This is a genomic window from Micromonospora sp. CA-259024, from assembly GCF_050936255.1.
Taxonomy (GTDB): Bacteria; Actinomycetota; Actinomycetes; order Mycobacteriales; family Micromonosporaceae; genus Micromonospora.
Map to the genome: position 1 here is coordinate 332,054 of NZ_JBNJND010000002.1, position 17,190 is coordinate 349,243.

General features: G+C 65.5%; 11 protein-coding genes and 3 rRNA genes. 3 read left to right on the top strand and 11 right to left on the bottom strand.

All coding sequences use genetic code 11. The annotated features are described in order from the left end of the window. Position 1: 1 nt before the first annotated feature. From ACQEUX_RS20825 to ACQEUX_RS20835, 3 genes are read right to left on the bottom strand one after another with little or no spacing between them, the layout of a single operon-like run. On the bottom strand, positions 2 to 463 hold the full coding sequence (locus ACQEUX_RS20825) for a DUF4233 domain-containing protein (RefSeq protein ID WP_433050857.1): 462 nt from the start codon (positions 461 to 463) through the stop codon (positions 2 to 4). Next, positions 460 to 1,794 (bottom strand): bifunctional folylpolyglutamate synthase/dihydrofolate synthase, encoded by a 1,335-nt coding sequence (locus ACQEUX_RS20830; protein WP_433050861.1) that lies wholly within the window; start codon positions 1,792 to 1,794, stop codon positions 460 to 462. The genes ACQEUX_RS20825 and ACQEUX_RS20830 overlap by 4 nt, the downstream gene beginning before the upstream one ends. Next, positions 1,791 to 4,409 carry a valine--tRNA ligase gene (locus tag ACQEUX_RS20835; RefSeq protein ID WP_433050864.1) on the bottom strand — a complete coding sequence of 873 codons (2,619 nt, stop codon included), beginning with the start codon at positions 4,407 to 4,409 and terminating at the stop codon, positions 1,791 to 1,793. Before ACQEUX_RS20835 ends, ACQEUX_RS20830 begins: the two co-directional genes overlap by 4 nt. 69 nt (positions 4,410 to 4,478) lie before the next feature. Here ACQEUX_RS20835 and ACQEUX_RS20840 point away from each other — a divergent pair, with 69 nt between their 5' ends. Continuing rightward, on the top strand, positions 4,479 to 5,165 hold the full coding sequence (locus ACQEUX_RS20840; RefSeq protein WP_433050867.1) for a hypothetical protein: 687 nt from the start codon (positions 4,479 to 4,481) through the stop codon (positions 5,163 to 5,165). Positions 5,166 to 5,312: 147 nt separating this feature from the next. Here ACQEUX_RS20840 and rrf read toward each other — a convergent pair. From rrf to ACQEUX_RS20855, 3 genes are all read right to left on the bottom strand, one after another. Continuing rightward, positions 5,313 to 5,429: ribosomal RNA gene (rrf, locus tag ACQEUX_RS20845) — 5S ribosomal RNA — on the bottom strand. A gap of 85 nt (positions 5,430 to 5,514) precedes the next feature. Then, positions 5,515 to 8,625 (bottom strand): 23S ribosomal RNA (locus tag ACQEUX_RS20850). A gap of 377 nt (positions 8,626 to 9,002) precedes the next feature. Then, positions 9,003 to 10,517, bottom strand: a 16S ribosomal RNA gene (locus tag ACQEUX_RS20855). Together the 16S, 23S and 5S rRNA genes form the textbook arrangement of a ribosomal RNA operon. Positions 10,518 to 11,150: 633 nt before the next feature. Between ACQEUX_RS20855 and ACQEUX_RS20860 the strand changes: the two genes are divergently transcribed. Then, positions 11,151 to 11,375 carry a hypothetical protein gene (locus tag ACQEUX_RS20860; RefSeq protein ID WP_433050870.1) on the top strand — a complete coding sequence of 75 codons (225 nt, stop codon included), beginning with the start codon at positions 11,151 to 11,153 and terminating at the stop codon, positions 11,373 to 11,375. 3 nt (positions 11,376 to 11,378) lie between these two features. Here the strand turns inward: ACQEUX_RS20860 and ACQEUX_RS20865 are convergent, their stop codons facing one another. Next, positions 11,379 to 12,176 (bottom strand): carbon-nitrogen hydrolase family protein, encoded by a 798-nt coding sequence (locus ACQEUX_RS20865; RefSeq protein ID WP_433050872.1) that lies wholly within the window; start codon positions 12,174 to 12,176, stop codon positions 11,379 to 11,381. Positions 12,177 to 12,372: 196 nt separating this feature from the next. Here ACQEUX_RS20865 and ACQEUX_RS20870 point away from each other — a divergent pair, with 196 nt between their 5' ends. Continuing rightward, positions 12,373 to 12,750 carry a cupin domain-containing protein gene (locus ACQEUX_RS20870; RefSeq protein WP_433050875.1) on the top strand — a complete coding sequence of 126 codons (378 nt, stop codon included), beginning with the start codon at positions 12,373 to 12,375 and terminating at the stop codon, positions 12,748 to 12,750. A gap of 24 nt (positions 12,751 to 12,774) precedes the next feature. Here the strand turns inward: ACQEUX_RS20870 and clpX are convergent, their stop codons facing one another. From clpX to tig, 4 genes are all read right to left on the bottom strand, one after another. Further along, on the bottom strand, positions 12,775 to 14,070 hold the full coding sequence (gene clpX, locus ACQEUX_RS20875; RefSeq protein ID WP_074313784.1) for an ATP-dependent Clp protease ATP-binding subunit ClpX: 1,296 nt from the start codon (positions 14,068 to 14,070) through the stop codon (positions 12,775 to 12,777). Positions 14,071 to 14,278: 208 nt separating this feature from the next. Next, positions 14,279 to 14,941 (bottom strand): ATP-dependent Clp protease proteolytic subunit, encoded by a 663-nt coding sequence (locus ACQEUX_RS20880; RefSeq protein WP_088988028.1) that lies wholly within the window; start codon positions 14,939 to 14,941, stop codon positions 14,279 to 14,281. Positions 14,942 to 14,951: 10 nt separating this feature from the next. Then, on the bottom strand, positions 14,952 to 15,593 hold the full coding sequence (locus ACQEUX_RS20885) for an ATP-dependent Clp protease proteolytic subunit (RefSeq protein ID WP_007464111.1): 642 nt from the start codon (positions 15,591 to 15,593) through the stop codon (positions 14,952 to 14,954). A 220-nt stretch (positions 15,594 to 15,813) separates the two neighbouring features. Continuing rightward, positions 15,814 to 17,160: a trigger factor gene (gene tig / locus ACQEUX_RS20890; protein WP_433050880.1), complete on the bottom strand. Its 1,347-nt coding sequence runs from the start codon at positions 17,158 to 17,160 to the stop codon at positions 15,814 to 15,816. Positions 17,161 to 17,190: the final 30 nt, after the last annotated feature.

Consider the following 17,190-nt stretch of genomic DNA (forward strand, 5'->3'; position numbering starts at 1 on the left):
GTCAGCCGAGGATGACCCGGCGGACGTGCAGCGCGTACGCCCAGACCAGGGCGAAGATGATGCCCAGCCCGAGCAGCGACCAGTGCAGCAGGCCGCCGAGCATCAGCAGGCCCTGGAGCACGGTGCCGGCATGCCAGGCCCAGGGGCGGCGCATCATGCCGGCGAGGACGACGGCGGCCACCGCCAGTGCCACCACGGCACCGATCGCGGCGCCGCTCAGGTCGCCACCGACCACCCGGATCGGCTGGATCGCCAGCAGCAGTACCAGCGCCTCCAGGCTGAGCGTGCCAGCGCCCAGACCGCGTACCGCCCGCTCCGGGTTGCGCAACCCGGAGCGTCGGGGCTGCCCGACCGCAGGCTCCTCCCCAGCGGGCCGGTCAGCCGGCGAGCCGGCTACGGCCTGGTCAGCCGGCGAGCCGGTCTGGTCCTCGGTGGCGCGGGGGTCCCGCTCCGGGCGGGTCATCGCTTCAGCAGCCGACGGGCGTCGGCCACCGTCACCACCGAACCCGTGACCAGCACCCCGACCCCGCTGAGTTCACCGGGGACGTCCTCCTCGGCCAGCGCCACCGCCAGCTCGATCGCGTCCGGCATATTCTCGGCCGACTCCACCCGCTCCTCGCCGAAGATCTCGGCGGCCAGCGCGGTGAGTTCCGTCGTCGGCATCGCCCGTGGCGAGCTGTTGTGGGTGACCACCAGCAGGTCGACCACCGGCTCCAGCAGCTCCAACAGACCTTCCGCGTCCTTGTCGGCGAGTACGCCAACGACCGCCACCAACTTGCTGAAGGCGAACTCCTCCTGCAGCGCGGTGACGGTGGCCTTCATACCGTGCGGGTTGTGCGCGCCGTCCAACAGAATGGTCGGGGCGTTGCGCACCCGCTCCAGCCGCCCCGGGGAGCTGGTCGAGGCGAAGCCCTCCCGGACCGCCTCGATGTCGAGCTGCCGTCGGGTTCCGGCACCCAGGAACGCCTCGACGGCGGCGAGCGCCACCGCGGCGTTCTGTGCCTGGTGCGCGCCGTGCAGCGGAATGAACACGTCGTCGTAGACGCCACCGAGACCCTGCAGGCTGAGCACCTGCCCGCCGACCGCGACCGCCCGGCCCAGCACACCGAACTCGGCGCCCTCCCGGGCCAGGGTTGCTCCCACCTCGGCACAGCGTTCGAGGAGGGGACGGGCTGCCTCGTCCTCCTGAGCAGCGGAGATGACGGTGGCGCCCGGGTGGATGATGCCGGCCTTGGCCAGCGCGATGTCCTGGAGCGTGTCACCCAGCCACTCGGTGTGGTCCAGCCCGATCGGGGTGATCACACAGACCCCGGCCTGGATGACGTTGGTGGCGTCCTCGGCACCCCCGAGGCCCACCTCGACCACCGCGATGTCGACCGGCGCGTCGGCGAACGTGGCGAACGCCAGCGCGGTGGTCATGTCGAAGTACGTCAGCGGCTCGTCCGACCGCGCGTCGACCAGCTCGGCCAGTGGTTTGATCTCCCGGTACACCGCCGCGAACCGCTCCTCGCTGACCGGCTCCCCGTCCAGGCTGATCCGTTCCCGAACGGTCTCCAGGTGGGGACTGGTGTATCGCCCGGTGTGCAGCCCGTGCGCCCGCAGCAGCGAGTCGATCATCCGCGCGGTGGAGGTCTTGCCGTTGGTGCCGGTCAGGTGGATCGCGGGGTACGCCCGCTGTGGGCTGCCGAGCAGGTCGAGCAGCGACTCGATCCGGTCCAGCTCGAAGACCATGCGGGTGAAACCACGGGCGTTCAGCTCAGCCTCGACGGCAGCGAATTCGGTACGGTCGGTCACGAGGAAAGTGTCTCCAGAGCAGCGTCGATCCGGACCAGGTCGGCCTCGGCGGTGGCGAGCCGGTCGCGGATCTTCGCGACCACCGGCTCGGGGGCCTTACCGATGAAGGCAGGGTTGTCGAGCTTCGCTCGGGCCTGCGCGACCTCCTTCTCGGCTGCCGCGCGGTCCTTCGTCAGCCGGGCCCGCTCGGCGGCCACGTCGATCGACCCCCGGGTGTCCAACGCGACACCGACCGCGCCGGGCATGGCCAGCGTGGCGCTGGCCTGGAAGTCGTCTCCGGCCGGGTCCAACCGGACCAGCGAACGGATCAGCGGCTCGTGGGCTGCGATGCCCGCGCCGGACAGCCCGTCCAGTCGGGCGGCCACCCGCTGCGTCGGGCGCAGCCCCTGGTCGGACCGGAACCGGCGAATCTCGGTGACCACGCGCTGCACGGCGATCAGCTCGGCCTCGGCGTCGTCGTCGATCAGCGAACGGTCGGCCACCGGCCAGGCGGCGGCCTGCACCGTCTCGCCGCCGGTCAACGCGAGCCACAGCTCCTCGGTGACGAACGGGATGACCGGGTGCAGCAGCCGCAGCAGCTGATCGAGCACGTGCCCGAGCACCCGACGGCTGGCCTCCGCCCGCTCACCGCCCTCGGCGAGCACCGGCTTGCTCAGCTCGACGTACCAGTCGCAGACGTCGTCCCAGGCGAAGTGGTACAGCAGGTCGCACACCTTGGCGAACTCGTACGCCTCGAACTGCTCGTCGACCTCGGCGGTGACGTGCGCCAACCGGGACAGGATCCACCGGTCGACGGTGGAGAGCTGCTCGGTGGGCGGCAGGTCGCCCGTGGTGTGCGCACCGTTCATCAGGGCGAACCGGGTGGCGTTCCAGAGCTTGTTGCAGAAGTTGCGCGAACCCTGGCACCACTCCTCGCTGACCGGCACGTCCTGGCCGGGGTTCGCGCCCCGGGCCAGGGTGAACCGGGTGGCGTCCGCACCGTACCGGTCGATCCAGTCCAGCGGGTCGACCACGTTGCCGAACGACTTCGACATCTTCTTGCCGAACTGGTCGCGCACCATGCCGTGCAGGGCGACCACGTCGAAGGGCGGCCGGCCGTCCATGGCGTAGAGGCCGAACATCATCATCCGGGCGACCCAGAAGAACAGGATGTCGTACCCGGTGACCAGCACGCTGGTCGGGTAGAACTTGGCCAGGTCCGGGGTCTGCTCGGGCCAGCCGAGGGTGGAGAACGGCCACAGGCCGCTGGAGAACCAGGTGTCCAGGACGTCCTCGTCCTGGTGCCAGCCGTCGCCGGTCGGCGGCGCCTCGTCGGGGCCGACGCAGACGATCTCACCCGCCGGTCCGTACCAGACCGGGATGCGATGCCCCCACCACAGCTGCCGGGAGATGCACCAGTCGTGCATGTTGTCGACCCAGGCGAAGTAGCGCTTGGCCAGCTCGGCCGGCTCGATGCGGACCCGACCGTCGCGCACCGCGTCGCCGGCGGCCTGGGCCAGCGGGGCGGTGTTGACGAACCACTGCAGCGACAGCCGCGGCTCGACGGTCGTCTTGCAGCGCGAGCAGTGCCCGACCGCGTGCACGTACGGCCGCTTCTCGGCGACGATCCGGCCCTGCTCGCGCAGCGCGGCCACGATGGCGGGCCGCGCCTCGAACCGGTCCAGCCCTTCGAACGGGCCGGGCACGGTGATCACGCCACGCTCGTCCATCACGGTCAGCGCCGGCAAGTCGTGCCGCTGGCCGATCTCGAAGTCGTTCGGGTCGTGCGCCGGGGTCACCTTGACCATGCCGGTGCCGAAGGACGGGTCGACGTGCGCGTCGGCGACGATCGGGATCCGGCGGCCGGTGAGCGGCAGCTCGACCTCCGTGCCGATCAGGTGCTGGTAGCGCTCGTCGTCCGGGTGCACCGCCACGGCGGTGTCACCCAGCATCGTCTCGGCCCGGGTGGTGGCCACCACGACCTCGTCGCTGTAGCGGATGGAGATCAGCTCACCGTCGTCCTCGGTGTGCTCGACCTCGATGTCGGACAGCGCGGTGAGGCAGCGCGGACACCAGTTGATGATCCGGTTGGCCCGGTAGATGAGGCCGTCGTCGAAGAGCTTCTTGAAGATCGTCTGGACGGCGCGGGTCAGCCCCTCGTCCATGGTGAAGCGCTCACGGTCCCAGTCGACGGAGTCGCCGAGGCGGCGCATCTGGCCCAGGATGGCACCACCGGACTCGGCCTTCCACTGCCAGACCCGCTCGACGAACTTCTCCCGGCCAAGGTCATGTCGGGAAAGACCCTCGGCGGCGAGCTGGCGCTCGACCAGGTTCTGGGTGGCGATGCCGGCGTGGTCCATGCCGGGCAGCCACAGCGCCTCGAAGCCCTGCATCCGCTTACGCCGGGTCAACGCGTCCATGAGCGTGTGCTCGAACGCGTGGCCCATGTGCAGCGAGCCGGTGACGTTCGGCGGCGGAATGACGATGGTGAAGGGGGGCTTGTCGCTGTCGGCGGAGGCCCGGAAGTGCCCGGCGGCTACCCACTGCTCGTACCGTCGCTGCTCTACCTCGCCGGGCTGGTACTGGCCGGCAAGGGTCGGGGCGTCGGGGCGTCGGGCATCCAGTCTCTCGGTCACCTGACAAGTCTACGGAGGGCTTCCGCAGACCTGACGTGCGCCACCTGTGGTTCGCGTACGGTGTCGGCTATGTCCGACGCACATCTCACCGAGCGCTCGCTCGACGGCGGTCACGAGCCGGTCGAGCTGACCGAAGAGCCGATCCAGCTGAGCACCCGGGATTCGGGGGGCGACCCCGAGGAGTCGTCCGGTGGCTGGTCGCGGCGGCGCAAGATCGGTTGGACGGTCGCGCTGGTGGTCGGCCTCGCCGGCGCCGGCGTGCTGGGTGTCGGCGGGTGGCGGGTGGCGCAGCAGAAGGACACCCAACTGACCTCGCCCGAGCAGGTTGCCGGCCTGACCCGGGACGACAGCGAACGAGCGAAGAGCACAGCCGACTACCTGCGCAGCGGTCTGGCCGCGGACATCGAGCTGGACCGCAGCTTCGGCACGGTCTACCGCGACCCGGCCGACGACAAACGCTCGGTGCTCATCTTCGGGGGCACCACCCTGCTCTGGCAGCCGGAGCGGGACCTGGACAGCCTTTTCGGCCTCATGTCGGACGAGACCGGCGCGGTGAGCGGGCTGCGTGAGGTGCCCGCGGGCGACCTGGGCGGCGTGATGAAGTGCGGCAGCACCAGCGGCGAGGGCGGCGACTTCGCGGTGTGCGGCTGGGCCGACCATGGCAGCGTGGTGATGGCGATGTTCCCGGGGCGGTCGGTCAGCGACGCCGGCGGCCTGCTGCGCAACCTCCGCGCCGACATGCAGTCGCGAGACTGACGGTCCACCCCGTTGCCTGGCTCCGCATCGCTGATCTGCCGGTGACTCCCATGCGGACACCCCGGGATCAGCGATGCCGGGTCACTCGACTACTTCCGGATATGCAGAAAGGGCCACCCCGTTGGGGGTGACCCTTTCTGGAAGATTGTCCGGCGGCGTCCTACTCTCCCACACCCTCACGAGTGCAGTACCATCGGCGCTGGAGGGCTTAGCTTCCGGGTTCGGAATGTAACCGGGCGTTTCCCCTCCGCCATGACCGCCGTAACTCTATGAACATATCAAACAACCCCGGCACACACTCACGGGTGTTCGCTTGTTCAGAGTTGCACAGTGGACGCGTAGCAGCTTAGTAGTCAAGTCCTCGGCCTATTAGTACCGGTCAACTGAACCCGTTACCGGGCTTACATTTCCGGCCTATCAACCCAGTCGTCTAGCTGGGGGCCTTACCCCACCAAAGGTGGGTGGGATACCTCATCTTGAAGCAGGCTTCCCGCTTAGATGCTTTCAGCGGTTATCCCTTCCGAACGTAGCTAACCAGCCGTGCCCTTGGCAGGACAACTGGCACACCAGAGGTTCGTCCGTCCCGGTCCTCTCGTACTAGGGACAGCCCTTCTCAAGTATCCTACGCGCACGGCGGATAGGGACCGAACTGTCTCACGACGTTCTAAACCCAGCTCGCGTACCGCTTTAATGGGCGAACAGCCCAACCCTTGGGACCTGCTACAGCCCCAGGATGCGACGAGCCGACATCGAGGTGCCAAACCATCCCGTCGATATGGACTCTTGGGGAAGATCAGCCTGTTATCCCCGGGGTACCTTTTATCCGTTGAGCGACACCGCTTCCACTCGCAAGTGCCGGATCACTAGTCCCGACTTTCGTCCCTGCTCGACCTGTCAGTCTCACAGTCAAGCTCCCTTGTGTACTTGCACTCAACACCTGATTGCCAACCAGGCTGAGGGAACCTTTGGGCGCCTCCGTTACCTTTTAGGAGGCAACCGCCCCAGTTAAACTACCCACCAGACACTGTCCCTGAACCGGATAACGGTCCGAAGTTAGATACCCAAATCAACCAGAGTGGTATTTCAAGATTGCCTCCACCCATACTGGCGTATGGACTTCACCGGCTCCCACCTATCCTACACAAGCTAATTCGAGTACCAATGTCAAGCTATAGTAAAGGTCCCGGGGTCTTTCCGTCCTGCCGCGCGTAACGAGCATCTTTACTCGTACTGCAATTTCGCCGGGCCTGTGGTTGAGACAGTGGGGAAGTCGTTACGCCATTCGTGCAGGTCGGAACTTACCCGACAAGGAATTTCGCTACCTTAGGATGGTTATAGTTACCACCGCCGTTTACTGGCGCTTAAGTTCTCCGCTTCGCCCCGAAGAGCTAACAGGTCCCCTTAACGTTCCAGCACCGGGCAGGCGTCAGTCCATATACATCGAATTACTTCTTCGCATGGACCTGTGTTTTTAGTAAACAGTCGCTTCCCCCTGCTCTCTGCGGCCATACAACGCTCCACCCGCGCGGGGCTTCACGTCTCCGGCCCCCCTTCTCCCTAAGTTACGGGGGCAATTTGCCGAGTTCCTTAACCACAGTTCGCCCGATCGCCTCGGTATTCTCTACCTGACCACCTGTGTCGGTTTGGGGTACGGGCCGCTAAGAACTCGCTAGAGGCTTTTCTCGGCAGCATAGGATCACTGACTTCACCTGAATCGGCTCGGCATCACGTCTCAGCCTATATGTGTTGCGGATTTGCCTACAACACGGCCTACACGCTTACCCCGGCACAACCACCGGCCGGGCTCAGCTACCTTCCTGCGTCACCCCATCGCTTGACTACTACCCATCAGGTTCCCACGCTCCCCACCCTCAACCCGAAGGTCTTGGATGGATCGGGTGGTTAGCACAACGAGGTTCATCAGGGACGCTCTTTCGCGGGTACGGGAATATCAACCCGTTGTCCATCGACTACGCCTCTCGGCCTCGCCTTAGGTCCCGACTCACCCAGGGCGGATTAGCCTGGCCCTGGAACCCTTGGTCATCCGGCGGAAGGGTTTCTCACCCTTCTTTCGCTACTCATGCCTGCATTCTCACTCGTGCCGCGTCCACAACTGGGTCACCCCGCTGCTTCACTCGCGGCACGACGCTCCCCTACCCATCCACACACCTGCACAAGGAATCAAGTCCAAGCGAGGATAAAATGTGAATGCCACAGCTTCGGCGGTGTGCTTGAGCCCCGCTACATTGTCGGCGCGGAACCACTTGACCAGTGAGCTATTACGCACTCTTTAAAGGGTGGCTGCTTCTAAGCCAACCTCCTGGTTGTCTATGCGACCCCACATCCTTTTCCACTTAGCACACGCTTAGGGGCCTTAGCTGGTGATCTGGGCTGTTTCCCTCTCGACTACGAAGCTTATCCCCCGCAGTCTCACTGCCGCGCTCTCACTTACCGGCATTCGGAGTTTGGCTGATTTCGGTAAGCTTGTGGGCCCCCTAGACCATCCAGTGCTCTACCTCCGGCAAGAAACACGCGACGCTGCACCTAAATGCATTTCGGGGAGAACCAGCTATCACGGAGTTTGATTGGCCTTTCACCCCTAACCACAGGTCATCCCCCAATTTTTCAACATTGGTGGGTTCGGCCCTCCACGCGGTCTTACCCGCGCTTCAGCCTGCCCATGGCTAGATCACTCCGCTTCGGGTCTAGGACACGCGACTGAATCGCCCTATTCAGACTCGCTTTCGCTACGGCTCCCCCACACGGGTTAACCTCGCCACATGCCACTAACTCGCAGGCTCATTCTTCAAAAGGCACGCCGTCACCCCGCAAGGCTCCGACGGATTGTAGGCGAACGGTTTCAGGTACTATTTCACTCCCCTCCCGGGGTACTTTTCACCATTCCCTCACGGTACTTGTCCGCTATCGGTCACCAGGAAGTATTTAGGCTTACCAGGTGGTCCTGGCAGATTCACGGCAGATTTCAGGGGTCCGCCGCTACTCGGGAACACCCACAGAAGGTCAGCAACTTTCACCTACCGGACTCTCACCGTCTACGGTCAGCCATTCCAGACTGTTCGACTAGCCACTGACTTTGTAACTCCTCGAGTGCATGTCAGTACACTCAGCGGGGTCCCACAACCCCGACCACGCAACCCCTGACAGGTATCACACGCAGCCGGTTTAGCCTCGATCCGCTTTCGCTCGCCACTACTCACGGAATCACTAAATTGTTTTCTCTTCCTACGGGTACTGAGATGTTTCACTTCCCCGCGTTCCCTCCACACACCCTATGTGTTCAGGTGTGGGTGACACCACATGACTGGTGCCAGGTTTCCCCATTCGGACACCCTGGGATCACAGCTTGGTTGACAGCTCCCCCAGGCCTATCGCGGCCTCCCACGTCCTTCATCGGCTCCTGGTGCCAAGGCATTCACCGTTCGCCCTTGACAACTTGACCACAAAGATGCTCGCGTCCACTGTGCAATTCTCAACAAACGACCAACCCACAACCCGATCCGCCCCACACCAAACCCAGTCCTCAGACCAGCGGTATGTGGGGCCAGGCCATGCCTGGCAACCTCACGAACCCACAGGCTCGCTACGGCTCCGAAAAAACAACCAACGGTTGTTCCTTCAGGACCCAACAGGGTGCTTACATTCTCCCCCAGCCGCACCGGTCACCTCGTTCCCACCACCCCGAAGAGCAGCTGTACTAGACGCAACCCGGCCGTTGCCAGGGCAAAACTTGCCAGTGTCTCCGCCATCTGAGCACCCCGACCCAACATTCGTAGGCCGCGGGCTCCTTACCGACTTTCGTCGGAAGGTGCTCCTTAGAAAGGAGGTGATCCAGCCGCACCTTCCGGTACGGCTACCTTGTTACGACTTCGTCCCAATCGCCAGCCCCACCTTCGACGGCTCCCTCCACAAGGGTTGGGCCACCGGCTTCGGGTGTTGCCGACTTTCGTGACGTGACGGGCGGTGTGTACAAGGCCCGGGAACGTATTCACCGCAGCGTTGCTGATCTGCGATTACTAGCGACTCCGACTTCACGGGGTCGAGTTGCAGACCCCGATCCGAACTGAGACCGGCTTTTTGGGATTCGCTCCACCTCGCGGTATCGCAGCCCATTGTACCGGCCATTGTAGCATGCGTGAAGCCCTGGACATAAGGGGCATGATGACTTGACGTCATCCCCACCTTCCTCCGAGTTGACCCCGGCAGTCTTCGATGAGTCCCCGCCATAACGCGCTGGCAACATCGAACGAGGGTTGCGCTCGTTGCGGGACTTAACCCAACATCTCACGACACGAGCTGACGACAGCCATGCACCACCTGTGACCGCCCCCGAAGGACCCCCCATCTCTGGAGGTTTTGCGGCCATGTCAAACCCAGGTAAGGTTCTTCGCGTTGCATCGAATTAATCCGCATGCTCCGCCGCTTGTGCGGGCCCCCGTCAATTCCTTTGAGTTTTAGCCTTGCGGCCGTACTCCCCAGGCGGGGCGCTTAATGCGTTAGCTGCGGCACAGGGAACCGGAGAGGCCCCCCACACCTAGCGCCCAACGTTTACAGCGTGGACTACCAGGGTATCTAATCCTGTTCGCTCCCCACGCTTTCGCTCCTCAGCGTCAGTATCGGCCCAGAGACCCGCCTTCGCCACCGGTGTTCCTCCTGATATCTGCGCATTTCACCGCTACACCAGGAATTCCAGTCTCCCCTACCGAACTCTAGCCTGCCCGTATCGACCGCAGGCTTGGAGTTGAGCCCCAAGTTTTCACGGTCGACGCGACAAGCCGCCTACGAGCTCTTTACGCCCAATAAATCCGGACAACGCTCGCACCCTACGTCTTACCGCGGCTGCTGGCACGTAGTTGGCCGGTGCTTCTTCTGCAGGTACCGTCACTCTCGCTTCGTCCCTGCTGAAAGAGGTTTACAACCCGAAGGCCGTCATCCCTCACGCGGCGTCGCTGCATCAGGCTTCCGCCCATTGTGCAATATTCCCCACTGCTGCCTCCCGTAGGAGTCTGGGCCGTGTCTCAGTCCCAGTGTGGCCGGTCGCCCTCTCAGGCCGGCTACCCGTCGTCGCCTTGGTAGGCCATCACCCCACCAACAAGCTGATAGGCCGCGAGCCCATCCCAAGCCGAAAAACTTTCCACCCCCAGCCATGCGGCCGAAGGTCCTATTCGGTATTAGCCCCGGTTTCCCGGGGTTATCCCAAAGCTTGGGGCAGGTTGCTCACGTGTTACTCACCCGTTCGCCGCTCGAGTACCCCGAAGGGCCTTTCCGCTCGACTTGCATGTGTTAAGCACGCCGCCAGCGTTCGTCCTGAGCCAGGATCAAACTCTCCAACAAAAAATTAGTTGAACAGCATCCTGACAACAAACAAATGTTGCCAAAGGAATCCCAACCAGCCAGAAAAACTGACCAGTCCGGGGTATAAATCATAATTGGCACTGGCTTTACAAGCACCCTGTTGAGTTCTCAAAGAACAACCACACACCGATCAAAAGCCCCACCTCAGTGGAACCCCGTCTCGGGGCAACCGCTCAAACCTACTTGGTCGAACTTTCATTGTCAACCTCATGTTCGAGGCGATCAATCTGGTTCGTCCGAATCCACGATGACGCACGCCGTATCCGGCGGTCGTTACTGTCGTGGGAAACCGCAGACCGGCCGATCACCGCTTCGCGGCTCTCCGCCCGGCTCCTGCCGGCTTCAAAACTCTACCCGGTCGGCTTCGCTTTCGCAACTCCGTGTCCGGAGTGTGTCCGCACCGCCCGATCCTCAGTCCCGCTCGGCGTTCCCGCCACGAGCCTGGCGCCCGTTCTCGGCCAGTTTGTCCGGCCTCCCCCGTGCAGAGAGAAAGTTACGCGGACGGCCCGGAGAAGGCAAATCAGGGTTCATCACTGGTTTCGCAGACCGGCTCGCAACGGTCCCCCGGGCAGCCGGCGACGCGGGCCGTCCCGACGTGCCAGAGTGTCAGACATGGATGAGTCCGGGGTCGACGCCACGGTGTTCGCCGAGGAGGCGCTGCTCGGCCTCCTGCTGCCGTTCTGGCAGGTGGTTATCGGTGCGGTCGTGCTGGTCGTCCTGGTGCTCTCGGTGGGACGGTTGGCCCGGCGGGGCAAGTCGCGGATGACGACCGCGCTGCTGGTCACCGCCGCGGCCATCGCCGGGTTCGCGGTGATCGGCGTCCTGCTGGAGGGCTGAGGCTCAGAGTCGGCGGTTTGCCAGGCTGGGCAACTCGGCCCGAATCGCGGCGAGCCGGTCGAGATCCAGGTCGACGACGGAAACCCCCGGGCCGTCCGACACCTGGGCGAGGACCGTCCCCCATGGGTCCACCACCATGCTCCGCCCGAAGCAGGTGCGAGCCGGCTCGTGGTCGCCGGTCTGGCCGGCCGCCGCCACGAAGCACTGGTTCTCGATCGCCCGGGCCCGCAGCAGAACCTCCCAGTGGTCCCGTCCCGTGTGCATCATGAAAGCCGCCGGAACCACCAACAGCTGTGCACCACCGTCGGTCGCCAGCAGCCGGTACAGCTCCGGGAAACGCAGGTCGTAGCAGATCGACAGGCCGACTCGCAGACCCTCGACGTCCACCACCACCGGCTGTACCCCGGGCGCGACACTCGCCGACTCCCGGTAGGAAACCCGGCCGGGGATCTCCACGTCGTACAGATGGATCTTTCGATAGCTTGCGGCCAGGTTGCCCGAGCGGTCGAAGACCAGCGACGTGTTCCAGGTGTGCTCCTGGTCCGGGCCCGCCTCGTGGAACGACCCGGCCACCAACCAGATCCCCAGCCGCTGGGCGACCCCGGCGAAGAAGCTGCCAACCTCGCCGTCCACAGGCTCCGGCTCGGGCATTCGAGCGGCGGGACCGAGGTAGTCGACATACTCCGGCAGAACCGCGAGGTCCGCACCACCGGCGGCCGCGCGTTCCAGCAGGGTCTCCGCGGCGGCCAGATTGGCCTTGCGGTCATCCCGGGCGTTCAGCTGGCAGACGGCGACACGCATGAGCACAGGGTACGGCCGGAGGGCGGACGCGGACAGCGTCAAAGGGTGGCGAGCACGAGAGCGCCGGCGGCGAAGCCGAGGCCGGCAACCTGAACCGGCCATATTCCGGCACTTTCGTTGGCCTGGCCGAGGAGCGTGAAGAAGACGCCGAAGAGCGCGCCGGCGGCGCCTGGTCGAGCCAGCCGGGGAACGGGCCGTGAAGATCACCTCAGCCGCCCAGGCGCCCGTGCTCTGGCAGGGCGAGCACGGCGGCACAGCCCACCTGCTGAGCGGGTTGGGCGAGCCGGACCTCGTCGAGCTCTGGGACTGGCGGCTGGCACCGGGGAGACACCGCTCCCCCGACCACCCGCGCGACACCCGGGAGGTGCTGCACGTCCTCGTCGGCACCCTGGTCGTCCTGGTCGACGGGAAGGACCACCGCGTGCGCACCGGCGAGACCATCGAGTTCCACGCCGACCGGGAGCACGGCTACCGCGACGACACCGACGAACCAGCCCGGCTGATGATGGTCACGAGCACGCCATCGGGCGAGTGGGACCGCCGAACGCGATCACGCCGGCCGCGTCAGGAATGAGCGACCGGCGTGACGCGGGGAGGATCAGGCCGACTTCTCCTCGCGGTCCCGACGGGCCCGGCGGCCCGTGAACTCGCGCGGCACGATAGTCGGGTTGACGTTCTCCAGGACGACCTCACGGGTGATCAGGACCCGGGCGGCGTCGGGGTTGCTCGGCACCTCGTACATGGCGGAGAGCAGGACCTCTTCGATGATGGCCCGCAAACCACGGGCACCGGTGCCCCGCAGCATGGCCTGGTCGGCGATGGCCTCCAGTGCCGGCTCGTCGAACTCCAGCTCGACCCCGTCCAGCTCGAACAGGCGCTGGTACTGCCGGACCAGGGCGTTGCGCGGCTCGGTGAGGATCCGTACGAGAGCGCTGCGGTCCAGGCTGCGCACGTTGGTGATCACCGGGAGCCGGCCGACGAACTCGGGGATCAACCCGAACTTGAGCATGTCTTCCGGCATGACCTGGCTGAAGATGTCATCGGTCGACCGATCCGACACCGACCGGAGCCGGGCACCGAAGCCGGTGCCGCCCTGCCCGGTACGGGACTCGATGATCTGATCCAGACCGGCGAACGCGCCACCACAGATGAACAGCACGTTGGTGGTGTCGATCTGGATGAACTCTTGGTGCGGGTGCTTGCGCCCGCCCTGCGGCGGCACGTTGGCCACGGTGCCTTCAAGCATCTTGAGCAGAGCCTGCTGCACGCCCTCACCGGAGACGTCCCGCGTGATCGAGGGATTCTCCGACTTACGGGCGATCTTGTCGACCTCGTCGATGTAGATGATGCCGGTCTCGGCGCGCTTGATGTCGTAGTCGGCGGCCTGGATCAGCTTGAGGAGGATGTTCTCCACGTCCTCGCCGACGTAGCCCGCCTCGGTCAGCGCGGTGGCGTCGGCGATGGCGAACGGAACGTTCAGCATCCGAGCGAGGGTCTGCGCCAGGTGGGTCTTGCCGCACCCCGTCGGGCCGAGTAGCAGGATGTTGGACTTGGCCAGCTCGACGGCATCACTGCCGGAGCCCGGTGCACCGGCCGCCTCGGCCTGGATCCGCTTGTAGTGGTTGTAGACCGCGACCGCTAGCGCCTTCTTGGCCTGATCCTGCCCCACGACGTAGTTGTCGAGGAACTGGCAGATCTCCATCGGCTTGGGAAGCTCTTCCCACTTCACCTCGCCGGACTCGGCCAACTCCTCTTCGATGATCTCGTTGCAGAGATCGATGCACTCGTCGCAGATGTAGACCCCTGGGCCCGCGATGAGCTTCTTCACCTGCTTCTGCGACTTGCCGCAGAAGGAGCATTTCAGTAGGTCGCCGCCGTCACCGATCCGTGCCACCTACGTTCTCCCTGCACTCATCGGCCGGAGACCCGGCCCTGATCTGCGGACGCTGCACGCCGCCCGGCTAGTTCACCCCACCGGCCCGACCGGCGAAGCGGTACGGACCCGACGTTACCCGCTGCCGGGGCATTCTCCGACCCCCAAAACGGGTGTGTCAGAGGTCGGCCGGGAACGGAGCCCCGGCCAACCTCTGACCCGGTACTGCTCAGCTGGCGGCCTGGGCGGCCAGCAGACCCTTCTTGCGGCTGGTCAGGATCGTGTCGACCAGCCCGTACTCCTTGGACTCCTCGGCCGTCATGATCTTGTCACGGTCGATGTCCTTGCGAACCTGCTCGATCGGGCGGTTGCAGTGGCGGGAGAGCATGTCCTCCAGCTGCGTCCGCATCCGCAGGATCTCCCGAGCCTGGATCTCGATGTCCGAGCCCTGCCCGTAGCCGCCCTCGGTGGCCGGCTGGTGGATGATGATCCGCGAATTCGGAAGAGCCATCCGCTTGCCCGGCGTGCCCGCCGACAGCAGCACCGCCGCCGCGCTGGCGGCCTGCCCGAGGCAGACCGTCTGGATGTCCGGACGGACGTACTGCATGGTGTCGTAGATCGCCGTCATCGCCGTGAACGAACCGCCCGGCGAGTTGATGTACATGATGATGTCGCGGTCGGGATCAGTGCCCTCGAGCGTCAGCAGCTGGGCCATCACGTCGTTGGCCGACGCGTCGTCCACCTGGACGCCGAGGAAGATGATCCGGTCCTCGAAGAGCTTGTTGTACGGGTTCGACTCCTTGACCCCGTACGACGTGCGCTCGACGAACGACGGCAGCACGTAACGGTTGTGCACGGCCGCGAACTGGGGCGGCAAGCTCAGATCGGTCATCGTCAGCTCCTCAGCTCAGGGTCCCGGCGCCATCCGGAACCTGAGCGGCCCCGATGATCACCTTGTCGATGAAGCCGTAGTCCATGGCCTCCTGGGCGGTGAACCAACGGTCCCGGTCCGAGTCCGCCTCGATCTGCGACTGGCTCTGGCCGGTGTGGTGCGCGACCCGCTCCTGGAACATCCGCTTCGTGTAGAGCATCTGCTCCGCCTGGATGGCGATGTCGGACGCCGTGCCGCCCAGGCCACCGGACGGCTGGTGCATCATGATCCGGGCGTGGGGCAGGGCGTACCGCTTGCCCTTGGTGCCCGCGCAGAGCAGCAGCTGGCCCATCGAGGCCGCCATGCCCATCGCCACGGTCGACACGTCGTTGTCGATGAACTGCATGGTGTCGTAGATCGCCATGCCGGAGTAGACCGAGCCACCCGGCGAGTTGATCCACAGGTTGATGTCGCGGTCCGGGTCCTCCGCGGCGAGCAGCAGCAGCTGCGCGCAGATGCGGTTGGCGACCTGGTCGGTCACCTCGCTGCCCAGGAAGATGATGCGTTCCTTGAGCAACCGGTTGTAGACCGAGTCGTCGAGGTTGCCAATGGAGTCGCCACCGCGCGCGTCAATCGCCCGGAGCGACTTCTTGGGGATGTGCATGTCGGTCATGGCAGCCCTTCGCTCTCCGTACCGTCTTTCCCGACACTAACCGCTGTGCGGGGCGGCAGAGTCCCGGTCGGGGCACTGTTCGCTCTCAGCGCAGCTGTGTCAGGCGTACCCGCGGCGCGGGCTTCCGGGCGAACCCGGCAACGCTGGCTTCCGGGCGTACCCAGAAAAGGATTCGGCCGCCATCCACCGCTCAGCGGCGGACGGCGGCCGCACCCGACGATCAGTGGTCGTGGTTGTGCTCCGCCTCGTTGGCGGCGCGCAGCGCGTCGAGGGTGACCCCGTTGCCGGCCGAGTCCTTGATCGTGATCCGCTCCATGACGGCCGCGAGCGCCTTGCCCCGCCGCACGTCGCCGAAGACCGCGGCGGCCGCGCCGGAGCGCACCAGCTGGTCGTAGTACTGCTGCGGGGCCATCCCGGCACGCTGGGCCCGGTGCACGATCTCGTGCCCGAACTCGTCGTCGGAGACCTGCACGTCCTCCGCGTCGGCCAGAGTGTCCAGCAGGAGCTGGACCTTGACGCCCTCGGTCGCCGCCTCGGTCAGCTCGGTGTCGATCTGCTCCTCGGTCTTGTCCTCGGCCGCGAGGTACTCCTCCATGGAGGCGCCGATCCGCTCCAGCTGGTCGATCATCGCCTGCTTGCGGCTCTCGACCTCCTCGCGGACGACACCCTCCGGGGCCGGAATCTCGGCGGCCTCGACCAGCTGCGCCAGCGCCTTGTCCCGAGCGGCGTAGATCTGCTCGACCTGCTTGCCCTGCGTGACTCGCGCCCGCAGGTCGCCGCGCAGCTCCTCGATCGTGTCGAACTCGCTCGCCATCTGGGCGAACTCGTCGTTCAGCTCGGGCAGCTCCTTCTCCTTGACCGTGCGCACGGTCACCGCCACCTCGGCGTCCCGGCCGGCGAAGTCGCCGCCGACCAGCTGGGTGGTGAAGGTCGTGCTCTCGCCGGCGGCGAGGCCGACCACGGCCTCGTCGAGGCCCGGCAGGAGCTGCTTGCTGCCCACCTCGTGGGAGATGTTGCTCGCCTGGCCGCCCGGCACGTCCTCGCCGTCGACGGTGGCGTTGAGGTCGATCTGGACGTAGTCACCCTCGGCGGCGGCCCGCTCGACGGTCTTGAGGGTCGCGAAACGCTCCCGCAGGTTCTTCACCTGCTCGTCGATCTCGCTCTCGTCGATCTGCAGCTCGTCGACGGTGACCTCGATGGTGGTCGCGTCGGGGATGGTGATCTCCGGACGGACGTCGACCTCGGCGGTGAAGTTGAGCGCGTCACCGTCGTTGAACTCGGTGATCTCGACCTCCGGACGCCCCAGCGTCTTGAGGTCGTGCTCGCGCACGGCGGCGAGGATGTTCTCCGGGATGGCCTCCTGCACCGCCTCGTTGAGGACGGTGCCCCGGCCCACCCGCTGGTCGATCACCGCGGTCGGCACCTTGCCCCGGCGGAAGCCCGGAACCTGGACCTGCGAACCGATCTCCCGGTACGCCTTCTTGAGGCTCGGCTCGAGCTCGACGAACGGCACCTCGATGGCGAGCCGCACGCGCGTCGGGCTCAGAGTCTCGACGGTGCTCTTCACAGGCGTACTCCTTGACGGATCTCAGTTGAG